The 11786-nt window shown below is 62.8% G+C and carries 11 protein-coding genes; 9 read left to right on the top strand and 2 right to left on the bottom strand.

Features of this window, described 5'->3' with window-relative positions; genetic code table 11:
* Positions 1–11 precede the first annotated feature (11 nt).
* The 8 genes from ACU680_RS17810 to ACU680_RS17775 all read left to right on the top strand — a co-directional run bounded on the left by ACU680_RS17810 (position 12) and on the right by ACU680_RS17775 (position 8457).
* Positions 12–1013, top strand: a complete 1002-nt coding sequence (locus tag ACU680_RS17810) for a polysaccharide deacetylase family protein (protein ID WP_448180114.1) — start codon at positions 12–14, stop codon at positions 1011–1013.
* A complete protein-coding gene (locus ACU680_RS17805) occupies positions 1010–2314 on the top strand; it encodes a lipopolysaccharide biosynthesis protein (RefSeq protein WP_027611601.1) in 1305 nt (434 codons plus the stop codon). The genes ACU680_RS17810 and ACU680_RS17805 overlap by 4 nt, the downstream gene beginning before the upstream one ends.
* Complete coding sequence (locus ACU680_RS17800) at positions 2311–4230, top strand: hypothetical protein (RefSeq protein WP_448180113.1); 1920 nt, start codon at positions 2311–2313, stop codon at positions 4228–4230. The genes ACU680_RS17805 and ACU680_RS17800 overlap by 4 nt, the downstream gene beginning before the upstream one ends.
* Before the next feature lie 176 nt (positions 4231–4406).
* The gene (locus ACU680_RS17795) at positions 4407–5096 is read left to right on the top strand and encodes a GNAT family N-acetyltransferase (RefSeq protein ID WP_007961305.1); all 690 of its coding nucleotides are present in this window, start codon (positions 4407–4409) and stop codon (positions 5094–5096) included.
* A 4-nt stretch (positions 5097–5100) separates the two neighbouring features.
* A complete protein-coding gene (locus ACU680_RS17790; protein ID WP_448180112.1) occupies positions 5101–6285 on the top strand; it encodes a GNAT family N-acetyltransferase in 1185 nt (394 codons plus the stop codon).
* Positions 6257–7048 carry a ChbG/HpnK family deacetylase gene (locus tag ACU680_RS17785; RefSeq protein ID WP_367085097.1) on the top strand — a complete coding sequence of 264 codons (792 nt, stop codon included), beginning with the start codon at positions 6257–6259 and terminating at the stop codon, positions 7046–7048. Before ACU680_RS17790 ends, ACU680_RS17785 begins: the two co-directional genes overlap by 29 nt.
* Positions 7049–7161: 113 nt before the next feature.
* On the top strand, positions 7162–7854 hold the full coding sequence (locus ACU680_RS17780; RefSeq protein ID WP_448180111.1) for a GNAT family N-acetyltransferase: 693 nt from the start codon (positions 7162–7164) through the stop codon (positions 7852–7854).
* A 261-nt stretch (positions 7855–8115) separates the two neighbouring features.
* Positions 8116–8457 carry a hypothetical protein gene (locus tag ACU680_RS17775; RefSeq protein ID WP_448180110.1) on the top strand — a complete coding sequence of 114 codons (342 nt, stop codon included), beginning with the start codon at positions 8116–8118 and terminating at the stop codon, positions 8455–8457.
* Here the strand turns inward: ACU680_RS17775 and ACU680_RS17770 are convergent.
* Both ACU680_RS17770 and ACU680_RS17765 read right to left on the bottom strand, forming a co-directional pair.
* The gene (locus ACU680_RS17770; protein ID WP_448180109.1) at positions 8432–9238 is read right to left on the bottom strand and encodes a class I SAM-dependent methyltransferase; all 807 of its coding nucleotides are present in this window, start codon (positions 9236–9238) and stop codon (positions 8432–8434) included. The two genes, ACU680_RS17775 and ACU680_RS17770, sit on opposite strands and share 26 nt — an antisense overlap.
* A 350-nt stretch (positions 9239–9588) precedes the next feature.
* Positions 9589–10491 carry a LysR family transcriptional regulator gene (locus ACU680_RS17765; RefSeq protein ID WP_448180108.1) on the bottom strand — a complete coding sequence of 301 codons (903 nt, stop codon included), beginning with the start codon at positions 10489–10491 and terminating at the stop codon, positions 9589–9591.
* Between the two features lie 129 nt (positions 10492–10620).
* On the opposite strand from ACU680_RS17765, the gene ACU680_RS17760 reads away from it, so the two are divergent.
* A complete protein-coding gene (locus tag ACU680_RS17760; protein ID WP_448180107.1) occupies positions 10621–11637 on the top strand; it encodes an alpha/beta hydrolase in 1017 nt (338 codons plus the stop codon).
* Positions 11638–11786 lie beyond the last annotated feature (149 nt).

Here is an 11786-nt window from a genome sequence, read left to right as displayed (position 1 = left end):
GGAGCGAAGCCATGGCGATCAAACAACTGATAAAACGCACCAGTGGCTGGCTTTACCTCAACTCGCCCGTGGGACGAAACCAGTTACACGGCGCCGGGGTGATTCTGATGTTGCACCGGGTGCTGACCAACGACCGCGCCGCCGACCTGCCGCACCGCAATGAGCTGTGTGTCGGGCCGAAAGCCTTCGAACACCTGCTGGTGTGGCTACGCCGGCACTTCGATTGCGTGCCGCTGATGGACATCCTGACGCCCACTTCCCTGCGCAGCGAACGCCCACGGGTGGCGCTGACCTTCGACGACGGCTGGCGCGACAACGCGGTCAATGCGTTCCCGCTGCTGCAAAAACACCAGGTGCCGGCGAGTATTTTCCTCTCCACCGATTTCATCGGCAGCCGTCAGCGCTTCTGGTGGGAAACCCTCGGCGAAACCCTGTGGGGCAGCCACGGCGAAAAGGCCCGCATGCACTTGATCGAATGCCTGCACGCGATTCATCACCCGGTGCCGGTGCTGGTCGACGACATCGACGTCGACCGGCGCAGCCTGTCGCTGCTGCATTACCTGCAAGGCCTGAAAACCCTTGAACCGGCGATGCTCGAACGCCTCACCGACGAATGTCCGCCCGAAGCGCAGCCACAAGCGCTGGACTGGCATCAGGTGCGCGCGATGGAAGCTTCCGGGCTGGTGCGTTTCGGCCCGCACGGCGCCAGCCACGCGATCCTCACAGAACTGGACGATGTGCGCCTGAGCGAAGAAATCAGCCGCAGCCGCGATGCCTTGTACAACGGCTGCAACCGGCCGCTGCCGGTGTATTGCTACCCCAACGGCAACAACGACGAGCGCGTGCGCAAGCAGATTGCCGCGCACGATTACCCGTTCGCCCTGGGCACCGGCACCGGCATCTATCGCGGTGAAGGTGATCCGCTGAACCTGCCGCGCTTCGGCGTCAGCCAGCGCACCGCGCGCAATCCCGAGTTGTTGTCGTGGCGCATCTTTCGCGGAAACCGGCCATGAGCCGCAGCCATTACCTCAAGCACCTGGCGCTGAGCATGGGCACCAAACTGGCGATGATCGCCCTGCGTTTGCTGCGTAACGTGTTGCTGGCGCGGATCCTCGGCCCCAGTGAACGCGGGTTGTTCGCGCTGCTCAGCACCTTGCCCGACCTGATCAGCGCCGCCACCAGTGGCGGGTTGAACTCGGCCGTGGGTTATCAGGCTGCCAAGCAACGGCCGATGGGCCTGCTGCTGAGTCAGGTGCTGGTGTTCGGTTGCCTGCTCGCGGGTCTGCTGACTCTGCTGGTGGTGGCGCTGGTACGCGAGTTCGGCAGTGAGCTGGATGTCACCGTGCAGCTCGGTCTGCTGGCGTGGCTGTTGCTGCTGGCGGTGCCGCTGACCGTGCTGAAAAGTGGCCTGCTGACCCTGCACAACGCCTCCGGCGGCGTGGTCGCGTTCAACGCCTTGCGCCTGACCGAATCACTGGCGCCGCTGCTGCTGTTTCTCGCGCTGTTCTGGATGTGGAAAAGCGCGGCGCTGGAAGCGGCGCTGATCAGTTGGCTGGCCGGAATCAGCCTGGTGGTGCTGGCCGGTTGGGTCTGGCTCAAGCGCGCGCAACCGCTGCAGTTGCAGTGGGATCGCGCCAGCCAGAACGAACTGCTGCGCTACAGCGCGCGCAGCCATCCGGACCTGCTGTTCCAGCAAGTGATCCTGCGCTCGGATTACCTGTTCATCGGCGCCCTGCTCGGCAGCACCGCGCTAGGTCATTACGCCATGGCCAGTGCCGCCGCCGAACTGCTGCTGATCGTGCCGGAAGCGGTGACCACGCCGCTGATGAAACGCCTGCTGCAACAGGACGAAGGCATGGACAAGGTCACTCCGCTGGCCCTGCGCCTGACCGCCACGGTGATGCTCGGCGCGTGCCTGAGCATGGCAGTGATCGGCAACTGGTTGATCGTCACCCTGTTCGGCATCGCCTACCAACCGGCGTATCCGGCGCTGCTCGCCTTGCTGCCGGGGCTGCTCGGCCTGTGCTACGCGAGCATCCTGCGCCTGGACCTGCTGGGAAAAAACCGCCCCGGCACGGTGTCGCTGCTGATGGGCCTCGGCGCCCTGCTCAATCTGGCGCTGAACCTGGTGTTGATTCCGGCCTACGGCATCGTCGGCGCAGCAGCGGCTTCGTCGATTGCCTATTTGGCCGTCACCGTGGCGATGCTGGTGTTGTACTGCCGCTTGAGCGGCGTGGCGTTCTGGCAAACCCTGATCATCCTGCCCAGCGACATCGCGCCGATGTGGCAGATGCTGCAACGGAAGGCCGCATGAAACGCCTGGTCCTGCTGCTCGGTCTCGGCCTGTCGCTGGACGCCTTTGCCGCGTCGATGCGCTGGGGCGAGATCCGCGACGGCAGCCTGTACCTGCAAACCGATCGGCCGGACAGCGTGACCGTGCGCTGGACCCCGGCGTGGCAGGCCGACGCCAACGAAGAGCATCTGTACCTGCTCGATGGCCAGGGCAAGTTGCAGGGCGAGCGCTGGATCAAGGCCAGCGAAACCCGTGGCAGCCAGAGCTGGCCGTTGTTGCCGGGCGCCGCCAGTTATCGTCTGGAAATTCCCGGCTACAGCTTCCGCAATTACCGGGTCGAACACGATGAGCACACGGTAGCGCTGTTCGAGCCGGCCAAGGTGCATTTCAGCGCGCAGACGCAGAACGGCGACGAGTTGTATTTCAAGGTGGCGCCGGGGGAACACGCGGTGCTCGCCGGCAAGTTCCATGGCGGAGTGAACGCTCTGCAAGCGCAACGGGTCGGCGACGATAAGCCACTGACGCTAACGCTCAAACCCTATCGCGCCTATTGGCAGTTCGATCAACTGGCGTTGCCGGTCAGCGAGCGCGAACAGGTCTGGCGCCTGCGTCTGCAAGGCAGCGGCAAAGCGGCGTTCTGGCTCGACGGCACGGCCAATCGGTTTGCGCAAACTCCGCAGCAACTCAAACCAGTACGCGAAGAGACCGGCCAGATCCACCTGACCCTGCACGACAAAATCCTCGGGCGCACGCCGGATCTGGGCATCGCCCTGCCCTACGTGATGCCGCCCGCCGCCAGCCATGCGGTGCTGGATGCGCTGAAGCCGAGCGCCGCCAGCTACTACAGTTTTGTCGATGTCACGGCGAAAAATCCGCACTTCGAAGACGCGTTTCGTCTGGCTTATCAGGAGCGCTTCGGCATCCGTCAGGACATCACTCTGCTCGCCGGTAGCCAGCGTCAGGCTGACTTGCGCGCCGATGTGCAAAGCAATGGCGGCCTCGATGCATGGCTGGCCGGCACCCGCGCGCTCGGCGGCAAAGGCACGCACTACATCGGTTTTGCTGATGAACCGAACCTCAACTATTCGAGCTTCGAGCAATACCGGGCGATCTTCGCCAGCATGGCGAAGCAAGTGCGCAGCGATCCGGCGAATGCCAGGGCCGGGGTGCGCATCGCCATGCCGGCCAGTTCACGGCTGGTCAACGGGCCGTTTGCCGACAACGCCGCAGACAAGCGCGGCATCGACTGGGCGCGGCGCCTGCTCGGCGAATCCGCCGAGCAGATCGACGCACTGGCGTGGCACGAATGGATGATCCGCGACCTGCTCGCCACCCGGGTCTACCGCGACAGCGTGCGCCGCGCCGCCGAACTGGTCGGCCTCGATGGCCACGGCCAGCCGCGCAAGGCCTTGCTGCTGGATCAGACCAATATGTCCAGTGGTTCCAGCCTCAGCCCCTACGATCAGGAAACCCACTACGCCTCGCTGTGGTGGGCCTCGGTGGTGATCAACGCTTCGCAGGACGGTTTGCTGACGATGCTCAACTGGTTTCAGGCCGCCGACGAGCCGCAGTACCCCAAGGGCATGATCCGGGTTTTGGGCGCTGAGCGTTTCGAGCTGAAACCGGTGGGTCTGACCCAGCAGTTCATCGCTCAGCACTGGCTGCATCAGGTGCTGTGGCTGGAGAACGACGCATTTGAAGTCGATGTGCTGGCGATGGCCGGTGACGACCAGCGTGGCCTGCTCGGGGTGAACAAAGGCACGCGGTTGCAGCGTGTCGACCTGAACGGCGCCAGGTGCCCGCTGAACAGCGGCGCGTTGCGTTACTTCGGCGCAGACAACCGCAGTCGCGACGCGCCCTTCGCCTGCCGCGACGGACGCGTCAGCTTCGACTTGCCGGGGGAAACCCTGTTCGCGTTGAGCTGGAGCGCGTCATGAACCCCAATTTCAGACAATGCATGGCGAAAACAAAATTGTGGCGAGGGAGCTTGCTCCCGCCGGGCTGCGAAGCGGCCCCGATACTTGCGCCCCCATTGGCGACTGCTGCGCAGCCGAGCGGGAGCAAGCTCCCTCGCCACAGTCGTTCGCCCTGCGATATCGCCGGAGTACAGAACATGGGTACCGTCAGCAAACTCAGCCAGCACATCAAACAAAAAGGCCTGCGCGCCACCCTCGCCAAGGCGTGGAAGCACTACGTGTTTTTCCATCAGGAATTGCTGTGGATGGAACGCGATCTGGTCAGTCCGGTACCACCGCACAGCCTCAAACCGTATCCGCCACTGCGGGTGGTGAAGATCACCGCCGACAACGCCAGCGCCTTCGCCCGCTACTTCGGCGATCGCGTCGGGACCATGGCCGAGCTGGCCAACGAAGGGCACACCGGGCACATGCACCTGGACGATCAGGGCGATGCTGTGGCGTTCATCTGGGGCAGCGCGCGGGACTATTTCGACCGGCATTACTACGGCTGCCTGTTCCCGGTGAAACCCGGCGAGTTCTTCGAATTCGGCGGCGAACTGACCCGTGCCTACTGGGGCAGCGAACTGTCGGTGGACCTGCAACTGGAACTGTGGAAAGCCATGGCCGCCCAGGGCTGCGACAAGGTGGTGGACGTCTGCGAGTTCCACAACATCCCGGCGCTCAAGCTGCACCTGCGCATGGGATACACCGAGCAAGGCCGGATCATGAACGTCTACACCCTGTTCGGGCGCTGGCGCTTCTACCGCGAAACCCGCTACAGCGGTTCGCGACTGGATGCGCTGCGCAAACCGTCCCGTCCACCTGTCACAGCCACGGCGGCCTGAGCCCATGACGGCGCGATTCGAATGGCGCACTTCACTGTGCGCGGCCGACTTCCCGGCAGCCGCCTATGAAGCGCTGCGCCTGCGGGTGACGGATCACACACCGTTCAACCACCTGGGCTGGTTGTGCGCGGCGGAGCAGGCACTGGGCGCGGGTGAGCGCCTGCACATCCTGCTCGGTTGGGATGCGGACGAATTGCGCCTGTGCCTGCCACTGGTGGCGGGCCGCGAGCGTTTTGCCGGCGTGCCATTCCGCGTGCTGCATCACTTGGGCTATCCGTTGGCGGACCGGCTGGCGCTGCTGTCATTACTCAAGGGCGAAGACATGCGCGAAGCCTTGCGCCTGATCCGCCGACAGCTGCCGCACGCGCTGCTGCAGCTCAACGAATTGTCCGAGCCGGCGGGTGAGGAAAGCGCCCTGACCGCATGGATGGCCCACAGTTCTGCGGGCGAACGCCGTCTCAGTTGCCGGGTGCCGGTGCATCTGATCAGCGACGCCGATCATCAGGAGGTCTCCGGCGACCCACGCTACAAGCTGCGGCGCGCACGCAAACGAATTGCCGCGTGTGGCGCCCAGGTGCGGCGCATCAGCCCCGACGCGCTGAGCATGGGTCCACTGTTGCAAGCGATCAGCGAAGTCGAAGCGGTGAGCTGGAAAGGCGACGAAGGCGTGGGGATCTTTGCCAGCGAGCGCAGTCGGCAATGGATCGAACGCGCCTTCACCGCCCTCGCCGGCCAGGGACTGGTGCGGGTGGTAACGCTGGAACTCAACGGGCGTTGTATCAGCTATCGCCTCGGCTTGCTGGAACAGGGCCGACTCTACGATTACAACCTTGCGTTCCTGCCGCAATACGCCGATCTGGGCAGCGGCCGGGTGCTGCTGGAGGAATGGATTCGCTGGGGGCTGGACGAGCATTGGCGCTGGATCGATGCCTCGCGGGTCAGTCTGGAAAACTCCAGCCACCAACTGCACGAACGCATGACCGGACAACTGGAACACTGGCGCTGGAGTTTCTATTCCTGGCGCCCCAGCGGGATGTTGCTGGGGCTGGGGTTGCGGCTCTGGCAGCGCTTGAAACCGACGGTGCAGCAATGGCGCGCGCGACGTGCGGCCAGACCGGCATCGGCGCCCACACCTGTCGTCATCACCACGGAGGGCGATCATGCCTCGCCAAGTCATAGTCAACGCTGACGATTTCGGTTTGAGCCCGAACGAAAACGCGACGATCTTCGCCGCGTTTCAGGCCGGGGTCATCAGCTCGGCCACGGCCATGGCCAACATGCCGGCCTTCGAAGCAGCCTGCGCGATGGCCCGGCATCCGTCGCTGCAAGGTCGGGTCGGGTTGCACTTCAACCTGACTTACGGGCGGCCGCTGAGCAGCTCGATCCTGCGCAGTCGCACCTTCTGCGATGGCCATGGCGTGTTCGATCTGAGCCTGCCACGGCACAGCTTTTTGCTCAGTCGCGAAGATCGTGACGCGGTGCGTGAAGAGTTGCAGGCGCAGTGGCAGCGCTGTGTCGAACATGGCGTGCGACCTAGCCATATCGACTCGCATCAGCACGTACACAACATCTGGCCGATCGGCGAAATCGTCGCGCGCTTTGCTGCCCATCAAGGCGTGCCGATTCGCCTGGCGCGCAACCTGGGGCAGAACCTCAGCCTGCCGAAACGCGTGTTCAAAGGCTTGCTCAACTGGCGCTTGCAGAGTCTGGCCGGAGCCACGGCGGACTATGTGTGCACGCCGGTGGACCTGCGCAACGATCCCGCGCCGACCGACGGCGTGCTGGAAATCGTTGCCCACCCGAATGAGCTCGGGAGCGATTTCGGGGATGCCTATCTCAATCCCGGAGAGTCCCTGAGCCGCGTGCTAGAGCAGCGGCTGCCGGGCGTTCCACGGGTTTCCTATGCCGACCTGAACAAGGACTTTCTACGCGGTGCTGCGGCACTCGATTGATCTACATAACTTGCAATACTTTCGAAGATGGCGCTTCGAAACGGCGTTGCAGGTGTGATCTATACCCACAAAAGCAACATCCACCACACCGGGCTTCGGCCACGGAGGGCAACATGAGTGTTATCGAAAAACTGCGCGAACGCATTCGTCAAAAGGGCCTCGGCCGACTCTTCGCCACCTTGTGGAAGCGCTACGTGTTCTTCCATTGGGAGCTGCTGTGGATGGAGCGCGATCTGGTCTCCCCGGTGCCACCGCACAAGCTGCGTCCGTACGAAGGTTTGCGCAAAGTCGATATCACCCAGCTCAACACTGGCGCCTTCGCCAAACACTTCGGCGACCGCGTCGAGACCATGGCCGAACTCGCCGCCGAAGGCCACACCGGGCACATGTACCTGGATGCCGACGGCCACGCGGTGGCGTTCATCTGGGGCAGTATTCGTGACTATCACGACCGTCACTATTACGGCTGCTGGTTCCCGGTCAAACCCGGCGAGTTCTTCGAGTTCGGCGGCGAAATGGCCCGGCCGTATTTCGGCACCAGCCTGTCGGTGGACGTGCAAGTCGCGCTGTGGGAAGCGATGGCCGCCCAAGGCTGCGACAAAGTCGTCGACGTCTGCGAAACCCATAACATCCCGGCGCTGAAACTGCACATCCGCATGGGCTACCACGAACAGGGCCGCGTCACCCACGTCTACGGCCTGTTCGGCCGCTGGCGCTTCTACCGCGAAACCGGCTATCAAGGCTCACGCCTGGAACCCCTGCGCAAACCCGGGCGGCCAGTGGTGAGTGCGACGGCGCAGGCGTGATCAATCGTTAGAGGCATGGCGGCCATTTGGCCGCCATCGCGAGCAGGCTCACTCCCACAGTGGATTTGTGTACGACACCGATCAAGTGTAGGAGTGAGCCTGCTCGCGATGAGGCAGGTAGCTGTTCGCTATGTTTTGTGCGTAACACAGGACTTTGCCCACACCCGAAAAAGAATCGCCCTCCTGACCTAAAGGCTATGCCTGACTGTTGCCAATGGCGTGATCAAGTAAATTGGCGCAAAAACACAAGGGAGCAGAACGTTGAGCCACAAACTCATCAGCCTGGAGTTGCCGTCATTACTCGTAGATGTCGCGGCCATTCGTGAATATCTGAAACAAGTGCTAAGCGATGACGACGATGAAGAGTTGCTTCGAGCCATCGGCTATGTGGCAGAGGCTTGCTCGAACATTCAGAAGGGTCAAACGGGCAAAGTTGGTTCAGATTCTTTCAGCCAGACTTGTGACCTTATCGACGCCTTCGCTGGCAAGCCAGCTCCCACAGGGTGTTGTGCAAGACCCAAAAACCTGTGGGAGTCTGGCTTGCCAGCGATGAGGCCCGTTGGATCGATGGAAAACTTCAGGCCTTGCTGGCGACCAGGGTGAAGCACAGCGGCATCTGCGCTGGCTGATTCAGGTACTGGTCGTACACCTCTTCCCGGTTCGAATGTGCATATTCCCTGAAATGCGCGATGTTCAGGCCGGCGGCGATGGCACCGCTGAAAATGGCGCCGAGGGTGTGCACGAACCAGTAGGACTTGGCAGCCAGCTGCTCGACCTTGCCGACGTAGACGATCGGTTCTTCCTGCACGAATGGCTCGGCGCGGAAGTAGGAGCTGGCGAGGCGGTACGGGTCTTCGGCGTCGGGGTCGACCATTTCCAGAAACGGATGGGTTTCGTAGATCACCAGTTTGCCGCCCGGTTTGAGGGTCAGCGCGACATGGCGAAAGAACTCGCCGATGTCGGGCATCCAGTTCAGCACGCCGATGGTGATCAGTGCCACGTCGAAGCGGTTGTGCAGTGCGGCCGGCAGGTGATGGATATCGCTTTCGATGAATTCGGCGTGGTGTGGCGAGCGCTGGTTCAACTCGCGGGCCTGTTCGAGAAACGCTTCCGATTGATCGACGCCGACCACACTGCGCGCACCGAGGGCGTACAGCGACAGGCTTTCGCGGCCGTTGTTGCAACCGAGCTGAATCAGCGCTTTACCGTCGACGCCGACCTGCTCCAGCACGCCACGCAAGGTGTCGTCGAGGCAGGAGAAATCAGCCTTTGATACGTCGTTCAACAGCGCTCGCCATTCCGCCGATTCACGATGATGGCGAGCAGAATCGTTCCACGCCTGTCGATTGCTGTCGATGGCGGTTTTATTGTCGGGCACTTCCATGGCGCACTCCGGGCGATGCTCGTGATTGAGCGGCCCCGAGTCTAGAACAGCCCGATCAGTACGGTTGTTGCGACTTTGTAAGCCACACCGCCGTTCCACTGTGGGAGCTAGCCTGCTAGCGATGGCGCCGGCACAACCAACATCGTCAGTGCCTGAACCACCGCTATCGCGAGCAGGCTCACTCCTACACGGGTTATGCGGGCAGTTCGACGTTATCCAGTGCCTTGTTCACCACATGCGCAATGCCAACCCGAATTGAAATACACCCAGTGTAGGAGCTGCGGCACGCTGCGATCTTTTGATCTTGCTTCAAAAAAACAAAGTCAAAAGATCGCAGCGTGCCGCAGCTCCTACAGAGAGTGGGTGGTCGTCGGGTTCAGGCGTTCGCGCAGAAATTCGACCAGCGCCTGCACCGGCCGCGAGGCCTGGCGATGCTGCGGGTACACCGCCGACAGGGTCAGCGGTTCGGGGCGGTAGTCGTCGAGCACTGGCACCAGCCTCCCGTCCTTCAGCGCCGCGCCAACGATGAACGTCGGCAGATAGGTAATCCCCATGCCCTGCACCGCCGCATCACGCAGCAGCTCGCCATTGTTCACGCGCATGCGCCCGGTGACGTTGACCAGCAGCGGCTTGCCCTGCCCCGCGTTGAAGCGCCATTGCACCGAACGACCATGGCCGTACGGCAGACAGTCGTGGCTGTGCAGGTCTTCGGGATTGAGCGGCGTGCCGCGTTCGGCCAGATATGCCGGGCTGGCGCAGTACACCCGTTCGATGGCGGCGATGCGCCGGGCGATCAGGGTCGAGTCTTCCAGCACGCCGATGCGCAGCGCCAGGTCGTAGCCTTCGCCGAGCAGGTCCACCGGACGGTCGCTCAAATCCACCTCCACGGTGACATCACGATAGCGCTGCAGGAACAGCGGCAGCAGACAGCCCAGATGCGCGACGGCAAACGACAGCGGCGCACTGACGCGAATGGTCCCGCGCGGCTCGGCGGTCTGCCCGGCGATGCCCTGCTCGACATGTTCCACTTCGCCCAGCAGACGCAGCGCCGATTCGTAGTAGCTCTGGCCCAGTGGCGTGACGTCGAGGCGTCGGGTGGAACGGTTCAACAGGCGCACACCGAGGCGCTCTTCGAGCTGCATCAAACGGCGGCTGACGAACTGCTTGGACAGGCCCAACTGATCGGCCGCGGCAGTGAAGCTGCCGGAGTCCATGACCTGGCAAAAAATACGCATGTCTTCGAACGGGTTCATTGTCACTCTCTGGTAGACAGTCAAACGCTTTATAGCCGCTTTTTCACTTTTCGACAGCTCATTAATCTGTGTCCACGGTTTGAAAACAACCCGACATAACACCAATAACTTTCGAAAATGGAATTGAGCATGAACATCAAAAAGACCCTGACCGCATCCCTCCTCGCCCTGTCCATCGGCAACGCATTCGCCGCCGGCAGCCCGGGTGTCGAACACAACACCCAGGCGTTTCTCGAAGCCCTCGCCGCCGGCGGTGGCAAACCGCTGGAGCAACTGAGCCCGAAGGATGCTCGTGCGGTGCTGACCGGTGCGCAAGCGTCGGTACAAGTCGACCTGTCCGGAGTTGAAGTCAGTGACAAGGCAATCAAGGTCGATGGCCAGACGATCAACCTCAAAGTGGTGCGGCCGGCCAAGGTCAAAGGCGAATTGCCGGTGTTCATGTTTTTCCATGGTGGCGGTTGGGTGTTGGGCGATTACCCGACCCACCAGCGCCTGATTCGCGATCTGGTGGTCGGCTCTGGAGCGGTCGCGGTGTACGTCGATTACACGCCGTCGCCGGAAGCACAGTACCCGACAGCGATCAACCAGGCCTATGCGGCGACCCAATGGGTCGCGGAAAACGGCAAGCAGATCGGGGTCGACGGCAAGCGTCTGGCGGTGGCCGGCAACAGCGTCGGCGGCAACATGGCGGCGGTCGTGGCGCTGATGGCCAAAGAAAAGCAGAGCCCGGCCCTGCGCTTCCAGCTGCTGATGTGGCCGGTGACCAACGCGCAGTTCGACGACGGCTCGTACCAGCAATTCGCCGAGGGCCACTTCCTCACCAAGGGCATGATGCAATGGTTCTGGGACAACTACACCACCCACCCGGCCGAGCGCGCACAGATCCACGCCTCGCCACTGAACGCCAGCGCCGAACAGCTCAAGGGCCTGCCCGCCGCGCTGGTACAGACTGCCGAATTCGACGTGTTGCGTGATGAAGGCGAAGGCTACGCGCGGCATCTGGATGCGGCCGGTGTGCCGGTGACCTCGGTGCGCTACAACGGGATGATTCATGACTTTGGCTTGCTCAATCCGCTGAGTCAGATTCCGGAAGTGAAAGCGGCCGTGCGCCAGGCCGCGGCGGAGCTGAAGACGCATCTGAAGTGAGTCCCCCTCCCTCGCCACACCTGACGGTGTGGCGAGTTTTTCGCCCGACCACATTCTGTGGCGAGGGAGCTTGCTCCCGCTGGGCTGCGCAGCGGCCCCAAGTTTTTGTGAGCGCTGCGCACTCAAGCGGGAGCAAGCTCCCTCGCCAC

Source organism: Pseudomonas sp. LF020 (assembly GCF_053456425.1).
Note: the sequence above shows the minus strand (reverse complement) of the source record. Positions and strands in the feature narration are given on the sequence as shown.